The organism is Fibrobacter sp. UWP2 (assembly GCF_900141705.1).
Lineage (GTDB): Bacteria > Fibrobacterota > Fibrobacteria > Fibrobacterales > Fibrobacteraceae > Fibrobacter.
Window position 1 is genome coordinate 14,540 of the sequence record NZ_FQYM01000027.1, and the last position, 23,318, is coordinate 37,857.

Annotated in this window: 19 protein-coding genes; 1 reads left to right on the plus strand and 18 read right to left on the minus strand. The window is 54.4% G+C overall.

Annotated features, from left to right (window positions below; genetic code table 11):
• The first annotated feature begins 146 nt into the window (after positions 1 to 146).
• On the plus strand, positions 147 to 1,040 hold the full coding sequence (locus BUB55_RS11300; RefSeq protein ID WP_073191429.1) for a tyrosine-type recombinase/integrase: 894 nt from the start codon (positions 147 to 149) through the stop codon (positions 1,038 to 1,040).
• A gap of 54 nt (positions 1,041 to 1,094) precedes the next feature.
• On the opposite strand, the gene BUB55_RS11305 is transcribed toward BUB55_RS11300, so the two are convergent.
• The 18 genes from BUB55_RS11305 to BUB55_RS11390 all read right to left on the minus strand — a co-directional run.
• Complete coding sequence (locus tag BUB55_RS11305; RefSeq protein WP_143153034.1) at positions 1,095 to 2,216, minus strand: hypothetical protein; 1,122 nt, start codon at positions 2,214 to 2,216, stop codon at positions 1,095 to 1,097.
• 8 nt (positions 2,217 to 2,224) lie between these two features.
• Complete coding sequence (locus tag BUB55_RS11310) at positions 2,225 to 3,409, minus strand: hypothetical protein (RefSeq protein ID WP_073191437.1); 1,185 nt, start codon at positions 3,407 to 3,409, stop codon at positions 2,225 to 2,227.
• Between the two features lie 25 nt (positions 3,410 to 3,434).
• Positions 3,435 to 4,619 (minus strand): formate-dependent phosphoribosylglycinamide formyltransferase, encoded by a 1,185-nt coding sequence (gene purT, locus BUB55_RS11315; RefSeq protein ID WP_073191442.1) that lies wholly within the window; start codon positions 4,617 to 4,619, stop codon positions 3,435 to 3,437.
• A 117-nt stretch (positions 4,620 to 4,736) separates the two neighbouring features.
• The gene (locus BUB55_RS11320) at positions 4,737 to 5,939 is read right to left on the minus strand and encodes a hypothetical protein (protein ID WP_073191445.1); all 1,203 of its coding nucleotides are present in this window, start codon (positions 5,937 to 5,939) and stop codon (positions 4,737 to 4,739) included.
• Positions 5,940 to 6,047: 108 nt separating this feature from the next.
• Positions 6,048 to 7,583 carry a hypothetical protein gene (locus BUB55_RS11325; protein ID WP_234971914.1) on the minus strand — a complete coding sequence of 512 codons (1,536 nt, stop codon included), beginning with the start codon at positions 7,581 to 7,583 and terminating at the stop codon, positions 6,048 to 6,050.
• A 194-nt stretch (positions 7,584 to 7,777) separates the two neighbouring features.
• A complete protein-coding gene (gene ftsZ / locus BUB55_RS11330; protein ID WP_073191449.1) occupies positions 7,778 to 9,370 on the minus strand; it encodes a cell division protein FtsZ in 1,593 nt (530 codons plus the stop codon).
• Positions 9,371 to 9,407: 37 nt separating this feature from the next.
• Positions 9,408 to 10,652, minus strand: coding sequence for a cell division protein FtsA (gene ftsA, locus BUB55_RS11335; protein ID WP_073191452.1), 1,245 nt, complete (start codon positions 10,650 to 10,652; stop codon positions 9,408 to 9,410).
• The gene (locus BUB55_RS11340) at positions 10,645 to 11,493 is read right to left on the minus strand and encodes a cell division protein FtsQ/DivIB (protein WP_083596996.1); all 849 of its coding nucleotides are present in this window, start codon (positions 11,491 to 11,493) and stop codon (positions 10,645 to 10,647) included. Before BUB55_RS11340 ends, ftsA begins: the two co-directional genes overlap by 8 nt.
• Positions 11,484 to 12,866, minus strand: a complete 1,383-nt coding sequence (murC, locus tag BUB55_RS11345) for a UDP-N-acetylmuramate--L-alanine ligase (RefSeq protein ID WP_073191455.1) — start codon at positions 12,864 to 12,866, stop codon at positions 11,484 to 11,486. The genes BUB55_RS11340 and murC overlap by 10 nt, the downstream gene beginning before the upstream one ends.
• A complete protein-coding gene (gene murG / locus BUB55_RS11350) occupies positions 12,866 to 13,936 on the minus strand; it encodes an undecaprenyldiphospho-muramoylpentapeptide beta-N-acetylglucosaminyltransferase (RefSeq protein WP_073191458.1) in 1,071 nt (356 codons plus the stop codon). The genes murC and murG overlap by 1 nt, the downstream gene beginning before the upstream one ends.
• Positions 13,933 to 15,105, minus strand: a complete 1,173-nt coding sequence (locus BUB55_RS11355) for a peptidoglycan glycosyltransferase FtsW (protein WP_073191461.1) — start codon at positions 15,103 to 15,105, stop codon at positions 13,933 to 13,935. The genes murG and BUB55_RS11355 overlap by 4 nt, the downstream gene beginning before the upstream one ends.
• 10 nt (positions 15,106 to 15,115) lie before the next feature.
• Positions 15,116 to 16,504 carry a UDP-N-acetylmuramoyl-tripeptide--D-alanyl-D-alanine ligase gene (murF, locus tag BUB55_RS11360; RefSeq protein ID WP_073191465.1) on the minus strand — a complete coding sequence of 463 codons (1,389 nt, stop codon included), beginning with the start codon at positions 16,502 to 16,504 and terminating at the stop codon, positions 15,116 to 15,118.
• Complete coding sequence (locus BUB55_RS11365; protein ID WP_073191468.1) at positions 16,498 to 17,922, minus strand: UDP-N-acetylmuramoyl-L-alanyl-D-glutamate--2,6-diaminopimelate ligase; 1,425 nt, start codon at positions 17,920 to 17,922, stop codon at positions 16,498 to 16,500. The genes murF and BUB55_RS11365 overlap by 7 nt, the downstream gene beginning before the upstream one ends.
• Positions 17,922 to 19,814 carry a penicillin-binding protein gene (locus BUB55_RS11370; protein ID WP_073191471.1) on the minus strand — a complete coding sequence of 631 codons (1,893 nt, stop codon included), beginning with the start codon at positions 19,812 to 19,814 and terminating at the stop codon, positions 17,922 to 17,924. The genes BUB55_RS11365 and BUB55_RS11370 overlap by 1 nt, the downstream gene beginning before the upstream one ends.
• On the minus strand, positions 19,811 to 20,122 hold the full coding sequence (locus BUB55_RS11375; protein WP_073191474.1) for a hypothetical protein: 312 nt from the start codon (positions 20,120 to 20,122) through the stop codon (positions 19,811 to 19,813). Before BUB55_RS11375 ends, BUB55_RS11370 begins: the two co-directional genes overlap by 4 nt.
• Entirely contained in the window at positions 20,119 to 21,114 is a 996-nt protein-coding gene (gene rsmH, locus BUB55_RS11380; protein WP_073191477.1) for a 16S rRNA (cytosine(1402)-N(4))-methyltransferase RsmH, read from the minus strand. Before rsmH ends, BUB55_RS11375 begins: the two co-directional genes overlap by 4 nt.
• Entirely contained in the window at positions 21,101 to 21,577 is a 477-nt protein-coding gene (locus BUB55_RS11385; RefSeq protein ID WP_073191480.1) for a division/cell wall cluster transcriptional repressor MraZ, read from the minus strand. The genes rsmH and BUB55_RS11385 overlap by 14 nt, the downstream gene beginning before the upstream one ends.
• A 208-nt stretch (positions 21,578 to 21,785) precedes the next feature.
• Positions 21,786 to 23,318: FISUMP domain-containing protein (locus BUB55_RS11390; protein ID WP_304529012.1), on the minus strand; the 1,533-nt coding region annotated here is incomplete at its 5' end.

The window sequence follows — 23,318 nt, forward strand, 5'->3', positions numbered from 1 at the left end:
AAAACACCGACAAGGCAATCCACTTGCCCAAGCCGTGCGACGCGTTCTTAAAAAAAATTTCCCTTACTGACATATTTCTGCACCCAAGATAGATTATTTTTAAATCATCCGTTTTTGCAAAATACAAAACGTCTTTCAAACAAACCATGCTTCTCTCGGACTACACACAGCAATTCCTGACCTATTTGGAGACCCAACGCCGGTACTCCCCGCAGACAATCGACACCTACCGCAAGTCCTTGGAAAAGTTCCTGGCGTGCGTCGGTGCCGAAGCCCCGCTATCGGCGTTCTCCGAATCGAGCGTGAAGGGTTTTGTGTGGGACCTCAAAATGAAGCAGGGGCTCGCCCCCACCAGCATCTGCGAACACCTGGCGGCGCTCAAAAGCTTTGGAAAATACCTTGTCCGTTCGCAAGTCCTGCAAAAGAACCCGACCGTAAACATCCCCATGCCCAAGCGTCCCAAACGCCTAGTGAGTTTTTTGGGACAAAAGGACCTGGCCGAAGACAAATTCCCGGAACTCGAGAACCCGACACTCCCGCAAGTGCGCGCCCGAGTCCTGCTGGAACTCATCTACGGGTCGGGGCTGCGCATCTCGGAATGCCAAAGCCTCACCTGGGACCGCATCCGCGAAAAAGAACGGCTGGTCCGTGTACTCGGCAAAGGAAGCAAGGAACGCATCGTCCCCATTACTGAAGCCCTCATCGACCGCATCGGCATTTTTAAGGCCATGCTCACCAAGGCAGGGCACCTGCCCTCCCCCACGGGCTACGTGTTTTTGAGCGAAGACGGGAAACCCTACAGCATCCGCACTTTGCGAAACGACATACACGACCTGTTGCGAAGCGTGGGCTGGGAAGGCAAGGCGAGCCCGCACGTGCTGCGGCACAGTTTTGCCACGCACCTGCTCGAGAACGGCGCCGAAATCATGAGCGTCAAAGAAATGCTCGGTCACTCGAACATCTCGACCACGCAAATATACACGCACGTAAACGCCGAACGCCTACGCCAAGCGTTCAAGAAAACGCACCCGAGAGCTTAAAAAAAACGGCTCTTCGAGCCGTTCAATTTTACATTCCACATTTCACATCTTCAATTAGAAGAAGCTTCCTTTGATGCCGACGGCGATGGTCCACTGTTGTCCCAAGTCGCTCCAGTCGGGAGCATTCCATTCCTTCATCGGCTTTTCGCTGTATTCGTCGTCCGGGTCCGCTCCGCCCGCCTTATCGTGAATCGGCAGCGAGAACGCAACAAACACCGGAATGTCGGCGCTGGAGAATTCCAGACCATACACGAGGGCAGCCGACCACGCCTGGTGATCGGGATCCGGCTTGGGGTCGTAAGTGCCGACCTTCTCGGAGGCAATCCAGGCGACACCCAGCGGTGCCGAGAACGTGAGGCCAAACGAATGAACAAAACCCGGGATGCCGCGGTAACCGTAGGCAATCGAGCCTCCTACAGAAGGCGGCGTGAAGGCGCCCAGGTCGTTTTCGCCATACGGCTTGAAACGGTACTCAAAGCGGTCGCCCTCGGTCTCGATGTTTTCCCAGTAGCTGTCGTTGAATTCGTTTTCGCCCGAAATCAAGTGCATGGCAAACGGGTGCGTATAAGTCAACCCGTAAAGCCAAATGCCCTTGTCGGTATCGCGGCTATAGTCCCAGCCGAGAGTAAGGGAATAAAGGCCCGAACCCTTCTGGAAACTGCTCGGCAAAAATTCTTGGTTCGCATCAGTGCCGCGCTTAATATCGTACTGACCCGTTGGAATAGTGAGGCTTGCCGAAAGCGACGCCGCACCGCCGCTGCCAATGGTCTTGCTAAAGTCGAAAGAAATGTCTCCCATGCCGCCCGTGGACTTGTCCGTCGGGTTCTGGTTGCTGCGGTACTGCACTTCGCCCTGGTGCGAAACGAATGGAATCGAGACGCCCAGCTTGGTGGACCAAGTCGGCTTGATGGAAAAATGCGGAGTCATGGTGAGCGCAGAGAAATTCTGACCCACGTTGTACTTGGTGAACACTTCGGTTTCCAGGTAACCGCCCGAAACGCCCTGGCCAATCCACTTGATGCCATCGCCGCTACCGCCGCCACTGCCGCCAGCGCCGCACCCGCCAATGGACTCCCACGGTGTCGCCGGAGTCACAGGCGCATGGTATGCCGCAAAAAAAGTAACAGAAGCGACAACCGCCAAAGCACAACTTTCAATCAAGAATTTCTTTTTCATGTCGTGCCTCACGGGAGTTCAAGCAAATAAGCGTTATTGGTGCCGGTGGCAATGAACTTGCCGTCGGGAGAACGACCACCTGTTAGCGGAACAGGAGCCAGTTCACGAATTTCGCCAAGCCATTCAAAGGCGAGGTCGCTCGGGGCGTTTGCCGCAAGGCTAATCTCGCGCATCACGGTGCGACCCACGGAACCATCCTGCACCGAAGTCTCGGCAAGGTCGTTCTTGTTGAGCATCTGCGAACCGGAGGGGAACTCCGCCCACAGCACAAAGAGACGTCCGCCAAAAGCGAACCAGTGCGGTTGCGCCGGCGCCGACATCATGCCGGTCTCCTGCTCTATCTTGACCGCGGTCGACGTCGCCGAGAGCTCCTGGATGTAGGCTTCCCACGTGGTGGAGTTCTCGACCATGTTGTAAACTACAAAGTTTCCGTCCGGCGAAATCAGGGGACTGTCAATGCTCCAGCTGCTGCGGCCTGCGGGCTTCTTCAATGTGACGGCCTTCTTGAGTCCGCCATTCGCGAAGTCAACAAAAACAATTTCGTCCTTCTTGGTCACGTACGTCAACCGGACGTTCTTGGTGCCAAAGAATCCCTCGACTGTGGAATCCGACGCGGCATCCGTCGAGTCCGTGCGGTCGAGGGCGTCTTCGCCCACCCACACGTGCGGCGTCGCGAATTCGCCAATGCCCTTGGTGTAGAACCAGAACTTTTTCTTGTCGCTCATGCGGGCGGCAAAAATTCCATAATCCAAGTTCTCGCAAGCCTTGCTGCCATCCAGATCGTAGGCGCGCAGTGCGACAACGTAGTTCGCGTGGGTGCTCCACTCCGGATCCTGGAACTGGCATTCCCCGGCTTCCTTGTCGATCATCATGTACCAGTTGACGTTGCCTGCCGTATCGGAGACCGTAAGGCGGTCGTGTTGCTCCACGCGGGTCGTCGTGTAGATGGAATCGGGAGGCTTCACGTTTAGCTTGCCGCTAAAATTGAGCCAAAGCATCGAGGCCGGGTAGTTCTCCATGTCGTTGCTCACGGATGGGTTGCATATCTGCTTCCCGCCGTTCACGAGGAAAAGCGTCCCCATCTCGGAAGTCTGGCTCGAGGCAGATTCAATTTCCTCCGCCTCGAAGGGCTCAGGGCTGTAACAGGCGGCCAGCAATAGCGCGACGCCGGGTATTGCGTATAACTTTCTCATCGGTTCCAATATAAGATATTTTCGCTTAAAGCTTGACCTGCACCTTCTCGCGCATGGCCATGACCTGCGCCTTGGCCTTTTCCACCGTGTCGCGGCGGGCAAGCAACACGCCCAGGCGGCGGTGGCCCTTGAGTTCGGGCTTGCCAAACAGGCGGAGTGCGGTGTCGGGTTCAGCGAGAACATCTTCCAGGCCGCCGAACTTCACATGGTCGGAATTGCCGTCCACTACAATTGCCTTCGAGGCGCTCGGGCCGTGGAAAGCGATGTTCGGGATGGGCAGGCCGAGAATCGCGCGGGCATGCAATGCGAATTCAGACAAATCCTGCGAAATCAAAGTCACCATGCCGGTATCGTGCGGGCGCGGGGAAACTTCGCTGAACAGCACCTGGTCCTTGCACACGAACAGTTCCACGCCAAAGATGCCGCGGCCACCGAGGGCGTCGGTAATCTTTTTTGCGATGTCCTTCGCCTGTTCCAGGAGTTCGGGTTTCATCGGCTGGGGCTGCCAGGATTCCTGGTAGTCGCCGCCCACCTGATGGTGACCCACCGGTTCAAGGAAGCTGGTACCGCCCACATGGCGCACCGTGAGGAGTGTAATCTCGTAATCGAACGGCACAAAGCCTTCCACAATCACGCGGCTGGCGTGACCGGTACGGCCCTCGTGCTGGGAAATGTCCCACGACTTCTGGATGTCGGCCTCCGTCTTGATGACGCTCTGGCCGTGGCCCGAAGAACTCATCACCGGCTTCACCACGCAGGGGATGCCGATTTCCTTGACGGCCTTCTGGAAATCCTCGAAGTTGTCGGCAAAGCGGTACGGGCTCGTCTTGAGGCCCAGCTCTTCGGCGGCGAGGCGGCGGATGCCCTCGCGGTTCATCGTGAGCTTGGTGGCCTTCGCGGTCGGGATGACGTTGAAGCCTTCCTTCTCAAGTTCCACGAGCGTGTCGGTCGCAATCGCCTCGACTTCCGGGACGATGTAGTCGGGCTTCTCCAGTTCAATCACGCGGCGCAGTTCGGCACCGTCGAGCATGTTGATGACGTGGCTCCTGTGGGCCACCTGCATGCCGGGCGCATTGGCATAACGGTCCACGGCGATAACCTCAACGCCGAGACGCATCATCTCGATGATGACTTCCTTGCCGAGCTCGCCCGCTCCGCAAAACAGCACCTTCGTGGCGCTAGAACTTAGAGGTGTACCGATTTCTGCCATAAAAAACTCCTTGGTTTGCCTTAAATATAAGAATAGACGAGAAAGAAGAGGGCCATGACGTCGAGACCTACGGGATGACTTTTGACAAGAGAGTGTCTTAAGGACATGCTTGGCCCCTTAATAATAGCTGCGTACCGCCATGATATTGAAATTGCCAACGGTACTGTCTGCAGCCTGGATCTTGAAACGGACCGCACCAAGGGACTTTGCTATTTCGTCGCCAGTGATTTTCGCCTTACCCCAGCCGGCCTGTTTAAATTGAGCCCAGCTCTTGCAAACCTCGTCGCCCGTTTCAGACTTCGAGAGAGTAACAAATGGGATATCATATCCCAAAAGGGCACCATCCATCTCATCTCCCATGCTGAGTTCCAGTACCGCATTGACATCGACCGTGTAGGTAATGCAGATACCGCCCCAGGCAGAGACATCGGCGACATCGATCGAAGAACCATCGGCATCCGCTTCGCCTGCGACATTGAAGGCCACGCCGACAAACGGTTTATAAACCAAAGTTCCGGCATCAAGGATGAACTTACCACAGACACCCCCGCATTCGTCAATGACCGGGTCTAAGGCATATTCGTAATAATCGTTACCGAGAGCAACAGGCCATTCTATTCGAGAGTTTCCTCCATCCATGGAGTCATCAAAGATATACCAATAGCCGGCCGTCTCCGTGCCGTTGTCGGCGCCCGTATTCACATAATACTCCCCTATATAGCCCTCCCAAGTCATGAATCCACTATGGTATGTCGGCGGGGTGATTATTGGAGTATAGGAGGAACTGGATATGTTCGGAATGTTTACGGAAGAGCTGGACATTCCTGGGAAAAATACAGAAGAACTAGACAGTCCCGGCATAATCAAAACCGAAGACGACGAACGCGAGATTGCCGCCAAAATAGAATCCATCATATGCAGGGTCAACGTATCCGGATCCAGGACACCTGCCGAAGACGACGAACTATTAACCATGACATCCGGGCCTTCCCTACGTATCACCCATTTCCCGTCATAGCAGGCATAGAAGGATTTTTCGTCTTTCACGTAAGCGTCCATACCTTCCCGCTTTGCCGAGCAGACAAAAAGTTCATCGTACGAAGATACAATAAGCATGTCTTCGATTTCCGAGGACATTGCTTTCTGGGAAGACGAAGACTTCTTGGACGAAGAAGACCCTTCGTCATCGCCGACATCATCCGTTTTCGAAACGGCGTTTTTCGATTCCGATCCGCCTATGGGGTTGAATTCCGTCTCGGCAGTGCAACCTGCGAGAATAACCGCCAAAGTAAGCGGGAAAAAGATTTTTCTCAAAGCCATATGGAACCCCTTTTTAACTTCTCTAAATCAATATATACTTATTTCCTTGGATTGACCAGCCCCCGGCCACCTGGCAAAGCCAGCATGGTAACAGAAATCACAAAAACGCTAGAATTTCATGTCGACAGGGTTAAAGTTGAACTTGACGCCAGATCGAATCCAGCCGTCAATCCCGTCGTCGCCGCGGACGTGGCCGAGATTTTCGTAAATGCGGGCACCACCGCCCAGGTAGAAACCGAACCAATAGGTCATCTGCATCTTGTAGAGCACGTCCAGCAGGTACTGCGCCTCTTCAACACCCGAAGGGGACTTGTCTCCACCCTCGAGCGCGACGTTATAATCCGTGTACATTTCCTTGTCGCCCTGACGCAGCCAGGCAAGCGTTACAGAAAGCGAATGTACCCTGTTGCTCCAGCCGAAATCGAACCACATATCGAGGGCATCGGCTCCACGGCGATACCCGATAGGATAATCCACGAAGTAAGCATCAGCGTAATTCGGGTCGTCCTGTTCGCGGTAGTTGCTGCGATAATTTCGGCGGCTCGTGTACTTGAGCAGAGGCAACTTGCTATTGTTTGCCACGGGGTCAGTGCGCACCACATCCAGACGCCACGAGAATTTTCCGTACCTGGCGGTCTGCAATTCGTGATAATAGCCCACCAGGTAGTTGATAACGGAGCGGCTCGTGCCCTTGTCGTCGTCTTCGCCGACCGGGCTATTGATGTCTTCCATGTTCACCTGGGTATAGAACCGGGCCCCGTTAGAGGTCTTGTAGCCAAATTCGGCAGACGTCGCCGCCGACGTGTAGCCGGTCGCGTAGTTGTCGTGCCAATAAATAAAGGGACTCATCGAGCGGAACTCGGGAGCCTTGCCGCCAATCATGCTCTGTTCGGCCACATAAACCCAGAACTTGTCCGTTTCGACACCGAAGCGGTGGAACATGAACGTCTTGATATTGTCGGTATAGGTACGGTTGCGCTGATTCGCCACCTGTTTCGAAGGTTCCGTACATTTCTGGGCATAGGCTTCCGTGCCTTCGGGCGGGCATCCCGTATCGGGATCCACGTCATCACCGTACAGCCAGGCGTTCAGGGAGCTGAACAAGAAATCGTAGCGGAAGATTCCGGGAGTAAACTTCCAGTGCACGCCGTCATGGTACGGGGCTCCCCCTACCAAGATGTCGTTTTTCGAAACCATCAGGTCGTCTACCGCGAAGCGACCGAACTGGACAAAGCCCACCGGATTGTACCACTTGGCGTAGGCGTTGTTCGGGACATTGATGTCGAGCTCGCTCGGGTCGTACGTAAAGTTGCTGTGCAAGTCGTCCTGGTACCAGGCCTCGATATCGCGGCGAAGCGGGGCTTCCAGGAGCACGTGAAAACTCTTGTAACCGGCGCGGAAACTGAGCGTAAAGAACGGATCCAGGTAGTCTTCGTAGCTGCGGGCGTTTTCGAGCGGAATCTGCAGACCGCGCCAGTTGGAACCAAACCAGTCCGCCGTATCGACCGCGAAAGTCGGGTCCGTGGGGCCGCCGTTCAAACCGAAGTTGAAGTCGGTGCCAATTTGGAAATAGCCGTCCTCGGCCAGCGCCACGCCAGCCATCAAGAACAAGCAAACAACCAAATGCTGCAACTTCAAGAGCATGCTGGTAATATAACAAAAAGAGTGGCTTGGCAGGAGCGAGCGATATAAGAAAGGCTGCCCGGGCAGGGAGACCCAGGCAGCCCCTTGTGTTGTGGTAGGCACGCTCACGCGTACCCGTGTGTGTGTTTATCTTCTTGACAGAAGCTCTACTACAAAGACGTTTCCATCAGCAACGGGACAAAAACCGTCACCGACTAAAACGAGTCTCCGCCCATGCGGAGGAATGCCGGCAGGTCGTAGTCCACACCGTTCGTCTTGAGAGAATCCTCAGGATACTTCAAGTTGCGCGGCTGCGGAGCCGGGGCCGACTGCACGGCAGGCTGTTCAATGGCGGCCTGCTGGCGGGTGTAAGCCGGAGTCGAGGCGTAGTTGCCGTTGGAAAGAAGGTCGGCGTCGGCAACTTCGGGCATTTCCTGGGTTTCAGGCAATGTGGCCGTAGCGGTCGTCACCAGTTCTTCTTCGCAGGTCTGCGACTGGGCGTTAAAATTAACGGAACCAAATGCGGTCGTGGGGGCCGAATTGGCAGAAATCACCGGCATCGGGATGGTTCCGTGAGCCAAGGCTTCAAAATTGAAAGCCGTCGGACGCGGAGTCGCGGCAACCGGCTGCGGTGCGACCTGCTGCGGGGCGGGAGCCACTTCCTGCGCGGCGGCCTGAGCCTGGACGGCCTGCGGAGCACCGAGTGAAGTTGCCAAATCAGCGGGCTTCGACGGCTGCGGCATGGAGGCCGACGTGAAGGAGCCTGCAGCAAACATCGGGGCAGCCGCTTCCTGCTTCAGCGTGGAGCCGCCGCAACCCGTCGCAATGATGGTGATGCAGACCTTGTCGCCCAATTCAGGCAGCATGATATCGCCCATAATGATGTTCGGGTCGTTCTTGTCGCTCACAGCGTCGCGGATGTGTTCCATCGCTTCGCAATATTCGACCATGGAGAAGTTCTCGCCATGGGAAACGTTCACGAGCACGCCAGTAGCACCGTCCACGTTGATGTCTTCAAGGAGCGGCGAAGAGAGAGCCAAGTCCGTGGCCCTGATACCGCGATTTTCGCCTTCGGCAATGCCTGTACCCATCAGGGCGCTGCCGCCGTTGGTCATCACCGTCTTGATGTCGGCAAAATCCACGTGAATAAGACCGTGACGGAACATAATGTCGCAAATGCTGCGCACAGCGTTACCGAGAATTTCGTCGGTCAGCCTAAAAGCGCTATCGAGAGTCATGTTCTTGTCGGTGCTCTGCACCACGCCCATCAGCTTTTCGTTGTCCACCACAATCATGGTATCAACGGCAGAACGCAGATTCTGGATGCCTTCAGAGGCGAGAGAGCCACGGCGCTTGCCTTCGAACTTGAACGGCTTGGTCACCACAGCCACAGTCAAGATGCCCAATTCACGAGCAACCTTGCCTACGACCGGTGCAGCACCAGTACCCGTTCCACCGCCCATGCCGGCAGTGATGAAGACCATGTCGGCGCCAACCATGGCTTCCTTCAGTTCTTCAATGTTCTCTTCGGCGGCCTTGCAGCCGACTTCCGGCTTCATGCCGGCACCAAGCGACTTCGTCGTCTTTTGACCAATGGCAATCTTGTGATCGGCAAGACTCAGTTCCAGAGCCTTGGCATCCGTATTCACGGCGTAGTATTCCACGCCTTCAATTTCCATTTTGACCATGCGGTTCACAGTGTTGCCACCGGCACCGCCGACGCCAAAGACTTTGACCTTGGCATTGTTGAGGGTTGAGTCATCCATCACGATGTGTGATGTACCGTTGTTGTTTTCGAATTCACTCATAGTGTATCTCCCTGATATGATTGTGAGTGGTTTGTTGTTAGAAATAAGTTTGAACAAAATCCTTGAATCGTTGAAAACCTTTTTTCACCGAAACAGCGATTTGTTTGCCCGTATCGCGCTTCTTGTTGCTACGCTGCTGGCGGGCGGCATAGTGCAAGAGGCCAATACCTGTGGCGTAAGAGGGGTTGCGGAAAGCTTCCTGGATACCGCTTGTGCCCTTGGAGTGGCCAATGCGCACAGGCTTTCCAAAAACCTTGTCTGCCAATTCGTCGATTCCTTCCAAGGCGCAGCATCCGCCCGTAAGCACAATGCCACCGTTGATCAAAGCGTCCATTTTGTGCTTCTTGAGATCGGCCGCCAACAACTTGAAAATTTCTTCCACGCGGGCAGTAATCACACGAGCCAAGAGCTTGCGGGAGCACTGCACTTCGCCGCGGTCGCCAACGCCAGGCACCGGGAAGGTCTCGTCTTCAATCAAGTTGCTGATTTTGCAGGTCCCGTACTTCTTCTTGATTTCTTCGGCTTTTGAAAGCGATATAGGCACCTTGAGGCACTTGCTGATGTCGCTCGTGATGGTGTTGCCCGCAAGGTCCAGCGAAGCCGTGTAGCGGACGGACTCGCCCACAAAAACGGCCACGTCGGCAGAGCCTGCGCCGAAATCGATCAAGGCGACCCCCAGTTCCTTTTCGTCGTCGGTCAGTACCGCATGCGCTGCGGCAAGAGGTTCAAGAACAAAATCCATTACGTGGAGCCCGGCGCTGCGGACGCACTTGTCCAAATTCTGGATGGCATTGGGTCGAGAGGTGACGACCTGGACATCCACGCCCAAACGGCGTCCGTTCATTCCCTTGGGGTTCTTAATGCCCGGTTGGTCATCGAGCGTATATTCCCCAGGGAACACATGGATAATTTGACCAGCCGATTCCGGAATGGTGCTCGCCTGGTTCTTGACATTTTCGATATCCTGGCTACGGACTTCCCCAGTGGGGAGCGTAATGAGTCCCTTGTAGTTAAATGAGGACACATGCTTGCCCGCGATGCCCACATAAACGTCGTGGACATCCACCGACGCAAGGGACTCCAGCTGGCGAGCCGCCTTTTGCAGGTTCTCCACCACCGAATCCATTTCGTCGGCATTGGTGAGCGGCAGGTCGCCGCATTCCAAAACGCGAACGGAGTTCTCGGTAATGGCCCCCATGAACAGGTTGATTTTGGAAGCCCCGATATCGAGACCAAAAATCAGGTCTTCCTTTCTTATTTCATTTTGTCTGTTATCATCCATTGACACACCTCTTGTCAAAATTTCTTACATAGGCAAAACCGGCGTAACGCATGTCTACTTCGCCAGCACAACGCATATCTTGCGGGAATCCCGCCTTTACAGATTCGTAAAGCACGAACATGTCCTTGTTCCACCCCTGTTCGGGGAACAAGGTCTTATGCCCAACATCCTTGAAGTACACTTCAAAAGCCCGGTCGGCTTCGCTCCAAGCGACTTGGGAAACTTTTTCATAAAGCTTTTTGTCTTCGCTACGCATGGTATACAAGAAGTTCGAAATCGCCTTTATCTTGTCGACCGACTCCAAATCGATCACGGGCAAATGGAAAGCGGTCGTCATTGAGAGCGGCATCACCATGCCTCGTTCCGAATACACCGTCGCCTTGCCGCCTTCAAAAGCCGAGACCACGGGCGACGCCTCCTTGAGTTTGATATCCAGCGACGACGGGAAATACTTTTTCACGGACACCTCGTGAATAAGCGGCATTTGCAGCAACGCCTTTTCCACAGAGTCCGCATTCACTTCCGACATCAGCATCCCTGGTTCCACCTGGGCGTTTTGCACCACGTCTTCCCAAGAGAGCATGCGGTTGCCCTCAATATCAATGTATTGCAAGTGCCTCAGTTCCATTGGGTTCAAACGCTGCAGGTAAAAACGGTTGTTCCACGCGGCCACGCCAAGGGCAATCAGGGCAACGCACAAAAGCCAGCCACGACGCCTGAACCAGCGGAAAGTTCCACTGACGCCGTGCTTCACTCTTTGAGCACGGGCCTGCTTCCGCTTTTCTTCGTTGTAACCGATTCGGCGGCCCAAGAATGTCGTCTTGGATAGGCTCAAACGCATTCCTCCAATATCTTGCTCCCCAGCTTGTAGATGTTGCCGGCGCCCATCAGCACGACCACATCGCCCTGGCGGAGTTCCTCTTTCAGGATAGGCAGCAAATTCATCTGGTCACCCACGAAACGGGCGTTCCTGTGGCCGCGATCGCTCGCGCTATTGGCCACGAGAGCACCGGTAACACCTTCTATCGGGCGTTCACGGGCCGGATACACGTCGGTCACCAAAAGCACGTCACAGTTGGCAAAAGCCATGCCAAATGCCTCGTGCTGGTCACGCGTACGGCTGAACAAATGCGGCTGGAACGCAACCACGATTCTCTTGTCCGGGAATGCTTCGCGGAAGCCGAGAAGAGTCGCCGTCGCTTCGGTCGGATGGTGGGCATAGTCATCGAACACCATCACGCCGTTCTTTTCGCCGATGAATTCAAAGCGGCGGGTCACACCCTCAAACTCGGCGCACGCCTTGCGCGCCACATCGGGGGCAATCCCTTCTTCCATGGCAAGCGCCACGGCGGCGGTGGCATTCAGTACGTTATGACGGCCGGGAATCTTGAGACGGAATTCGCCAAGAGATTCGCCGTCGTTCAAAATCTCGAATACGGGATAGCCCTTTTCAAAGCGAAGGTTCTCGACGCGGTACTTGGCCTGACGGCTAAAGCCGTAGGTAATCACCGGCTTACGGACGCGGGAAAGGATCGACTGCACGTTCGCATCGTCAAGGCAGAGAATCGCCTGGCCGTAAAACGGAATCTTGTTTACGAACTGCACGAACGCGTCCTTGATTTCTTCGATGTTCTCGTAAGTATCCAGGTGGTCGGCATCGATATTGGTCACGATAGCCGAAGACGGCATCATCGAAAGGAAACTGCGGTCGAACTCGTCGCTTTCGGCAATCAGGTAATCGCCGCGGCCCACCTTGGCGCCGCTGCCCTTGCCCTTCACCACACCGCCCACGATAATGGTCGGGTCAAGGCCGGCTTCTTCCCAAATCTGCCCGACAATGGAAGTGGTGGTCGTCTTGCCATGAGTACCGCAAATGGCGAGCGTGTACTTAAGACGCATCAGTTCGCCAAGCATTTCGGCACGGCGGATTACGGGAATGCGGCGATTTCGCGCTTCTACAAGTTCCGGGTTGTCGTACGGAATAGCAGAAGAATATACAACGAGGTCGGCATTCTCTACGTTCTTTGCCTCGTGTTTCGAATCTACACGGATACCCAAGTTCTTGAGATAATCGATAACCTGGCCCTCGCCCATGTCGGAACCGGTCACCTCGAATCCGTTCTCGTGCAAGACTTCGGCAATGCCCGACATACCGGCGCCACCAATACCCACAAAGTGAAGACGACGAACACGTTTGCAATCATTAATCTGCATTATGCATTTTCCTTTTCCATAATGACTCTCGCAATCTGGTCGGCGGCATCGGGCATCCCGAGACCCTTCGCTGCGATGGCCATTTTATTCAATTTTTCGCTGTCAAACAAAAGTGACTCCACCTTGTTCCACAAATCATTGGGGTCGCCGTCCAGCTCCACTAGGCAGGCGCCGGCCTTCTCGACCACGCGGGCGTTATGTTCTTGGTGGTTAGCAGTCGCATGCGGGTACGGCAACAAAATGCTCGGCTTGCCAAACGCAAGGATTTCGGCAAGAGCCGAGGCCCCTGCACGGCTGATAATCAAGTCGGCATAGTTCATGTAGGCGTAAATGTCATTCAGGAACCCGCGAATCGCCACATTCGGCACGTCGCCCACGCGACTGCTAATGGATTCCACATTCTTGACGCCCACCTGCCAAACCACATTCACGTCGTTACGGGCGGCAATGGTCTTGATGCTCTCTTCAATCTTGGCGTTGATGCCTGCGGCACCCTGGGAGCCTCCCACAATAAACACAGCCTTTTTGCCTTCGGCAAATTCTACGGGACGCTTAAGCTCGTCCGCCTGCGGGAGCTTGCGAACCGGGTTGCCAAAAACGCGGGTCTTTTCGATCGGGAAACCATGGGCGGCTTCTTCGCTCGTCACAAAGATTGTCTTGGCATAGCGGGCGCCCACCTTGTTGGCGACACCGGCCACCGCATTTTGCTCTTGCAGGTAAACAGGAATCCCGAGGCTACCGGCGGCAAGCACAATCGGAAGCGAAACATACCCGCCCGTAGCCACGACCACGTCGGGGTTCACTTTTTTGACAACGCTCTTGGCACGCACCAGCGACTTGGAGAGCTTGAAAGGCAAAGCCAAATTCTTGAGGAACGGGCCGCGGTGCAGCGGTTCCGCGGTAATGTATTCGTAAGGCCAGTTAGAGGCCACCAGGCGTTCTTCCATGGAATCCTTACGTCCGGCAAACGTGATGTCGGTAACGCCCATCTTTTTGAGGCTTTCGGCAATCGCTACTGCCGGGAAAATATGGCCACCGGTGCCGCCACATACAAACAGGAACTTTTTCATACGTCATTCCTCGCAATTTCAAAATCACTAAAGGCATGAGCCGCCGTATTGTCGGTACTACTCATGTAAGGTTCAACAATCTTTTTGCCCGTGCCCGCCTTGGAAATGTTCAACAGGATTCCCACAAACAGCGCCGAGAAAATCAGGTTGGTTCCGCCAAAGCTCAAGAACGGGAGCGGCTGCCCCGTCGTGGGAAAAAGTCCAGTACTCACGCTCACATGGACCAAGAAATTCAAGAAAAGCGATATCGTCAACGCCACAGCCATGTACTTTCCAAAGCGGGTCGAAGAATTCCTGGCGATTTCGAACCCCTGGTAAAACAGGCAGCCGAACAAAAGCAATATAATGGACGTCCCAATGAACCCAGCCTCTTCGCCAAGCACTGCATAGACCACGTCCTTGTGCGCCTCGGGCAAATAACCGAGTTTTTGCATGCCCATGCCAAAGCCCGTTCCAAAAAATCCGCCATTGCCGAGCGCTTCCAAGGCGCGTTCGCCCTGCATTGCCGAATTCTGGTTCGCCGTGGGGTCCAAGAATGCCGCGATGCGTTTGGACGTGTGCGACTTGATCAATAGCACAATGACGCCCACCAAGGCGCTCCCTCCCAGGGCAGGCAACAAGTACTTGGCTCGCGCTCCCGCCACAATCAAAACCGTCACAGTAATGCCCGCAAAAAGAATCAACATCGAGAAGTTCGGTTGCAACGCCAACAAAAGCGCCGAAATCATGAATGGGACTCCCGGCTGGATTAAACTGCACTTGAGCGTCTTGATTTCGAACCCAGCTTCCGAGAGCTTGGTGCAAACCATGGCAATCAACCCAAGTTTCAATATTTCGGACGGCTGGATGCCCCAAATCCAGCGGCTCGCACCCTTCACGTCGCCGCCAGCCACAATCGCCGCGATGGTCAGCACGCAGCCAATGCCAAATATGACTCGCGCCCCCTTCTTCCAAATCGAATAATCCACCTTCGCCGCAAGGAACATCGCCACCAGGGCCACCACCACCTTCATGCAGTGCGCCTTCAGGTAATGTTCCGGCGTAAGCCCAAGCTTTATCGCATGCGTCGTCGAAGCCGTGTAGACGACGGCACAACCGACACACATCAACACGAGTGTCGAAAGCAGCAAAAGCTTGTTCACGCCAGATTTTGTGGTTGTATTGCCCATAAGTTCTTTTTTACGCCCTCACTACCGGAGTCAGTTTCACAAGGGCGTCCACGACGCGTTCCATGTGCATGCCGCGGCTGCCCTTCACCAAAAGCACATCGCCCTCGGCCACCGTGCCCTTGAGGAATTCAATAATGTCGTCCACAGAATCAAAATGGAACACCGCCTTCATTCCCTTCGCCTTGGCACCCTTCACATAGTTGCGGGCGTCCTTGCCCACGGTCAAAAGCAGGTCAAAGTTCATTTCGGGGACCATCGCGCCAATTTGCGCGTGGAGTTCGCCGCTTTGCTTGCCAAGTTCAAGCATGTCGCCCAGAACCGCAATGCGCTTGCCCGGGGCCTTCATGTTGCCAATCGTCTGCAGCGCCATCTTAGTCGACGAGGGATTTGCATTGTAGCAGTCCGAAACAATCTTGAAACCGTTCGCCTTCTTGAATTCCATGCGCATGTTGGTGGCACGGTAAGCGTTCAATGCCTTAGCAATGTCCGTCTTGCTCACGCCAAAGGTAATACCCACCGCAATCGCGGCCAGGGCATCGTAAAGGTTATGGATCCCCTGCACATTCAAGGCAAACTTGGTGCGACCGATATAGAACGTCGCGCAGGCGTTCTCGTTCCAAACGAGCTTTTCGGGGCGGATGGTGCCGCGGTTCACGCCAAATGTCAAAACCTTCATCTTCCTGGTGGTCTTCACCTTGCAAAGGCGCGGGTCATCGGCGTTCACAATCAGGGTGCCGCCATCCTTGAGGCCGTCCTTGATGGTAATCTTTTCGCGGAAAACGCCGTCGTAGTCAATCAGCTTTTCCAGGTGGCTTGCGCCAATGTTCGTAATCACCGCCACGTCAGGTTCCGTCGCCAAAGACAGCGGGCGGATTTCGTCAGGACCGCTGGTGCCCATCTCGACCACGGCCGCCTCGTGCGAATGCTTCAGCTGGAACAGCGTCATGGGCACGCCAATGTGATTGTTGAAATTGCCCTGGGTGGCATGGGTGTTGTACTTCATCGAAAGTACAGCCTTCGTCATCTCCTTCGTAGTCGTCTTGCCGTTGCTACCGGTAATCGCGACCTTCTTCAACTTGAAGCGGCGCTGGTAATCCTTGGCGAGTTTAAGCAACGCCTTGGTAGTATCATTCACCGGGGCATACGCTTTAAACGTGTTCATTTTTACGGCTTCCTGGTTTACTACGCTCATCAGGGCTCCTTCGTTTTCCATTTGGTTAACAAACTGGTGGGCATCAAAACGGACGCCCTTAATTGGCCAAAACACAACGCCTTTAGCCGGTTCGCGGGAATCCATGCACAGATTCACCTTGCGTTTGAGAGAGCGCTTATTCACCCCGACCGCTGTGGTCTCGAGGCTCTCGAGCATCTCCCCTATTGTCATATCAAGTTTTAGCATCCTTCCATTGCCTTCACCGCCTCTTCGCGGTCGTCAAAATGGTGTTTCGTCTTGCCGACGATCTGGTAGTCTTCGTGGCCCTTGCCCGCAATCACAAGCCAGTCCCCTTCTTGCAGGGCAGCACAGGCGCGCCTGATGGCCTCGGCGCGGTCCTCGACCACCTCGAACTTCTTGGTCGTCATGCCGGCGCGCACGTCGGCGATTATGGCGCCGGGGTTCTCGGTACGCGGGTTATCGCTCGTAAGCCAAGCCCTGTCGGCAAGGGTCTCGGCGATATGCCCCATAATAGGGCGCTTGGTGCGGTCGCGATCCCCGCCGCATCCAAACACGGTGCTCAGGCAACCGCGGCAAAGGCTACGTGCCGTCGTGAGCACACGTTCCAAGGCGTCGGGCGTATGCGCGTAATCCACAATCACGTGCTTCCCGTTCTTGTTCCACACCTTTTCAAAGCGGCCCGGCACACGGACGCTCGCCAAGGCGGCACGCATGGCCAGTTCCGGGACGCCTACTGCGTTCGCCCATGCCAAAACCAGCAAAACGTTGTCGACGTTAAAGTCGCCGCACAAGGGAGTCTCGAATTTTTCCTTCGCAATCATCGGAAGCAAAAATTCCAGACCGTCCTCGGTATTCTTCACCTCGCCCTCGGGCTTCACAAAGGCCTTTGCCTTACCCAAGCGCGACACAGCAACGGTACGCAGGGCACTTCCGTTCAGGCTGTCAAACAGTTTTTCGCCATGAGCGTCATCAATATTGATGACGGCCACGCCACCTTCGGCCAAATACTTAGTGAACAAGAGCTTTTTAGCCTCAAAGTAGGCATCCATAGTCTTGTGGTAATCCAAGTGGTCCTGAGTCAAGTTGCTGAACAGGCCGCTCTTAAAGCGGATTCCCGCCACACGGCCCTGGTGCAGCGAGTGGCTGGAAGTTTCCATCACCAGATCGGTGCAGCCCGCCGCCACGGCCTTCGCCGCAAAGGCGAACAAGTCCAAAAGTCCTGGAGTCGTGAGCGTCGCCGGCACGGCATTGGCGCCAATCTTGTTCATGATGGTGCCGAGCAGCGCCACCTTGTGACCCGCCGATTCCAGCATCGCGTTCATCAAAAATGCGCTGGTTGTCTTGCCGTTCGTACCCGTAACCGCATGGCAACTAAGCTTGGCGAACGGATCCTTGTAGAATATCTTTGCCGCTTCCAAACGGGCAGCCTTCACGTCTGCCACCTGGATCCACTTCGAAGTCAGGCCTTCGGGGGCAGGCACCTCGCCCACCACGGCGACCGCACCGGCAGCGACCGCATTGCGTGCAAATTCCTCGAACCCTTCGGCAGGGATGGAGAAGAACAGATTCCCCGGTTTTACACGGCGGGAATCATCGCAAAGCCCCGTCACGGACAACTTTTGCATCAGTCCTTCCGAAATCATCAGCCTCTCTCCTTTAAAGTCAACTTGCACACAGTCCCCTTGCGGAGCGTCTCGTCTGCTTTGGGGGTCTGAGCGACCACACGGCCCTTGCCCTCGTATTCCACGTTCATGCGAATGTTCCCCATCACCTCGAGGGCATCCTTCAGCGAAAGACCCTTGAGGTCGGGCATCTTGGTCGCCACAGTCTCACCAAGCATCAGCACCACGCCCATCGAGTCGAGCATGTCGTTACGCTGCGAAATCACTCGGTCTCCCTCGCCTTGCAAAGTCACCGGGCATCCCCTGTCGCCAGCCAAACGCTTCGCCGCATTCACGGTCATGCCCATAAAGTCCACGTCGCAGGGATTGTCCACCTTGACTTGCACCAGGTTGTGCGAAAGCGGCGAAAGTTCCGGATGGTAATAGACGCCTTCCATAATGCGACGGAAAATCGGCCCCGCCGTCACACCGCCGGCATGAACCCCTTGCGGGTCATCCACCAGCACCATGCACACATAGCGGGCATTTTCCACAGGCGCAAGCCCAATGAACGAAGCCACCTGATGGTTGCGGTCGTACTTGCCCAATTCCTGACTGTACTTTTCGGCCGTACCCGTCTTGCCCCCAAACAGCACGTCGGGAATCTTTTTAGAGGCCACGCGCTTTGCCGTTCCGCTATTCACCACACGGTTGAGCATGGCGCGGATCTTGGCCGCAGTCTGTTCGCTAATCACGCGGCGCACTTCCACCGGTTCCTTCTTCTCGACCAAATTCCCATTGGCGTCCCGCCATTCCTTCACAATCATAGGTTCCATCAGCTTGCCGCCATTCGCCACAGCAGAGTACGCCATCACCATCTGGATGGGCGTCACCATCACAGCATGCCCAAAGCCCATTTGCTTAAGGTCACTGCCGCTGTTGCTCGCAAGCGTGTACGGATCCTTCAACATTCCCGATTCCTCGCCGTAAAAGGCGTCGGAGGTCTTCATTCCCAAACCGTAATGGCTCGCCATCTGGTAAAGTTTTTGCGCGCCCACCGCATCGGCGATCTTTGCAAACACAATGTTCGAGGACTGCACCATCGCTTCGCTCATGTTCATGTCACCATACTCATGGGTGTCACGTATCGGGTTCGCCCTCGGGTTCCACTTCCACGACTTACCCTCATTCGGGAAAATCCGGTTCGTATCGACAATGCCGTTCTCAAGCGCCGCCGAAGCGGTAATGACCTTGAAGGTGGATCCCGGTTCATAGGACATCGATACAATGTCGTTTTTCGCCATGCGGCCTATGCCCTGCGTTTTGGAGTTCGGGTCAAAGGTCGGGTAGCTCGCCATGGCGAGGATTTCGCCCGTGTACGGGTCCACCACCACGGCGCTCGCGCTCTTTGCGCTAAATTCCGCGACGCCGTCCTTAAGAGCCTTCTCCACAATCTCCTGCATGTTCTTGTCAATCGTCAAAACCAGGTTCTTGCCCGGTTCTGCCTGGGCCACGTCTTCGCTGCGGCTGTAAATTTCACGGTGGCGCACGTCCTGCACGCTCACGCGGAAGCCCTCCACACCCGTAAGGCGGGAGTCGAACACGCGTTCAATGCCCATGTTGCCGTGTCCGTTAAAGTCCAACTTGCCCACAATCTGGCTTGCAAGCTTGCCCTGCAAAAAGATTCGGCTGTAATCCAGCACCTTGTTCGCCGTGTCGCGAAGGTTGTCGGCAAGCACCACGCCATTGCGGTCCATAATCTGACCGCGCTCGGCATAGACGTTCTTGGAACGCACCACCATGTCCTTGGTCTTGGACTGATAAGCCTTCTGGTTCAAAACCTGGATGTTGAAAGTCTGCAGCATGAGTACGGCCACAAGACTCATCACGAGCCACTTGATAAATGCCAAAGGTTCCAATCTGAACTTGTTCACTTGGAGCCTCCTTGCGGCATCACCTTCACCGGCAGCACATTCAAGCCAAGTTCAGCCTGTTCCGCGAACTCAGCCATATTTTCTAAAGACGAAAGCTGATTGATCTTGAGCTCCAGCAAAAGCGCGTCCCGCTGCAAAAACGTCAGTTCCTCAGAGAGCTTGTGCTTGGTCTCGTACAAGCTGTTTAAGCGGTTTTGCAGGTAGAGGGGCGTCATGCAGAACAGCACCAAAAAGAGCAGCACCAAAGACACGATCCAAAAGATGGAGCGGTTGGTCGTAGGAACGAGTATTTTCTTGGTATCACTCATACGCGTTCGTACACCCTCAGTTTCGCAGAGCGAGCCCTGCTATTCCTTGCAATTTCTTCATCACTGGGCAGAATCGGCTTGCGATTCACCTTCTTTAGGCGCTGGTGGTTGCCGCCGCACATGCACACCGGCAAGTTCTCGGGGCAAATGCAGGCCTTCTCGAACTTGGCGCAAGTGTCCTTCACACAGCGGTCTTCCACGCTGTGGTAGCTCATCACCACCAAGCGGCCGCCCACCTTGAGGCAATCCACCGCCGCAGTCAGGCTCTGTTCAATTTGGGCGAGTTCGCCGTTCACTTCCATGCGAACCGCCTGGAACACGCGTGCCAGCAGGCTGTTCACATCGCGGCGCTTGTCGGGGAACACCGCTTCCACAATCGCCTTCACGTCGCTCGGCAAAATGTCACGGTTCTCCGCAGCCGTCTTTACCGCGACTTCCACAAGGCGGGTCGCCAGTTTATAGGCGCGGTCCATGTCCGCATTCTTGCGGAGGGCATCGGCCAAGTCGTCGGCGCTCACCGAACGTAGCCATTCCTGGGCGCTCACGCCCTCGCGGCGGTCCATGCGCAAATCCAGCGGGTTGTTTCCCACAAAGGTGAACCCGCGGCTTGAATCATCGACCTGGTGGCTGCTGATTCCCAGATCATACAATATTCCGTCGACCGAATTTGCCGCAATCTCTTCACCCAGCTTGGCAAAAGCCACCGGGTGTACAACGAACTTCGGCGATTTCTCGACAGGGATAGTCGCCATGCGCTTTGTGGCAAAAGCCACCGCCTCTTCGTCGCGGTCAAAGGAGTGCAGCGTCCCCGCAGGGCTCAACTTATTCGCTATGGCATACGAATGACCGCCGCCGCCAAGAGTACAATCCACAAACGTCCCTCCCACAAGGGAGGCGTCACTTAGCCGCAGGCCCTCGAGGCATTCTGCGAGCATCACCGGTTCGTGATAGTTTATTTGTAATTTAGCTTGACGAAGGTCAGCGTTTTCCATCCGGGCCCTCCGTCAAACCTTCACCGTAGAATGCAGCATCGAATGCAGCCATCGCTTCATTTGTCTGTAAGCCATACTTGGCGTTGAAGCGATCCGGGTTCCATAATTCAAGAGTCTTACCGCTTGCCTGCACGTAAAGGACTTCGTCCTTAAGGCCAGCATACTCCAACAAAATCTTGGGGAGTAAAATGCGATTTTGGCCGTCTAGCTCTACGAATGTAGCGCAGAGGCCTCTCCGAACTAGGTCGGTTTGACGGCGGTCGGACCTCTGGTCCAAGTCCGCCATGAATTTCTCGTACTCCGAAAGGACGAACAACCTCAGGGTCTGGTCCGGTCCGCGAGTGACCACGAACTCATTCCCATCGGCAGCCGAAAGCTGACGACGGAAATCCCTGGGGAAGGAGGTCCTCCCCTTTCCGTCGATAGCCGTCTGGGCTTGTCCTATGAAAGAAGTGAAATTCATTTTGTTTTTACCACATTTTACCACAACACGCAATAAATCTACCACTTTCTACCACTTCTTGCAAGTGGTTCTTACGAAAATCATACCAGATATTGTGGTCCGGCGTCGTTGTACTACACAAGAGAGCACTAAACAAAGAAAACACCAATGCATTTTAACATTGGTGCTCATTCTTTTTTTATGATGTTTATTTAGTCAAGCGACGGATTTATTCGGCATCCTTTACGCAGCGGACGGAGTAGCCATTCATTATGTCAGCTTCCTCGTCTAAGAACTCATTACTAAAAAATGAGACATTCCAACTGATGGCTTCAGAGGTAATTTCACTAGACCGTCTAGACAGAGTTGATGTCCAAAAATAGGCCCCCATTCCAGCATCCATAAATTTGCCTGTCGAACTGCTTCTTTGGCCTGCGGGGACAACCGAAAAGCCAACATCATCAGTTCCATTTTCTCCTTCGTACCATCCTTTTTTGGATTTGCCTATACGTGCAGTACCCTTGTCAATATCAGATTCCATTAGGTCCAAAAATTCCAATGAATTGGGCAAATGCCAACCTCTTGGGCATGCGTTTAAAGCAGCCTCATATGTATACAAACGTCCACCTGCAAGGCAATTAGACTCTCTGTCGTCATAACACCAGCTTCCGGTTTCTGTTTCGCGATTCAAATTTTGGGCCATCCATATACCGCTAGAGAGCTCTACTGTCTTGTAAACCTTGTTGTTATCGGAAGAATCAACCCATGTTCCGTAGATTATACTTTCACTGTTGTTCAGCCAACTTACTGCAGGAACATCCCAGTTCCAATCATTCATGTGCACCCATACACCCTTACGAGTACAGGAATAGAGTTCTCCGTGAAATTCAGTTGTTTCACCAATATGGGAGCCAGTACAGCCAACACCTATCAATTCCTCAACTGTAGTCATCAATCTCCAATAGTAATCAGTAGAATCATAACTACCCGCAACTTTCGTGTCGCAAACATAATGATTTTCCTGATTAATTCTTCCATAAAGCAAGTTTCCTTCATACGATGTAATCGGCCTTATGACGCCATCTAATACCATATAATAAAATTTACATGGTTCTTCATGAGTGTCATTGTATAATTCAGGAGCAACGATCCAATGATATGTAGTGTCTTCCATTTTATACGTTGGGTCATAAGCGCATACATAATACAAATCATCTACTTTGACAAAACTTGTGTCACCCTTTATTTTTTCAGTGCAAGCAAAACCACCTGCATTTTTCATCAAGAAATCCACCACGGTGCCGCGGCGCCAACTGGCGCCGTTGTAAACATAGACAAAGTCGGCATTCACGGCGCCGTTGCGCACGTCGCCTTCGACAAAGGTCGTATTGAGTCCGCCCCAACCGAGAGTATCCTTCTCGATGTCTTTCGACGAACGCCAATGCCTGTTGTCGCAGGTGTAGAAAGAGCCACCATTCGAGTCGACCATCGTATTGCGCAAGGCGGTGCAGCCGCCAAACCCGAGAGTGATATCGAGCTGGTCGCCAGTACGCCAACCGGTACCAAGCGAGTCAAAAACGTAGACGCTGTTTGTATCCACGTTGCCGGTTCTTACGGTGCCGTCAAAGGCATCGTGGGGCCAGCCGCATGTATCGTATTCTATGGGTTTGGCGCTTTGCCATGCGCGGTCTCTGCAAATGTACCATTTCTTTTCGGCAGAGTCTTGCGCAATGTTCCCTTCTTTAGAACTGGTGCAACCCAG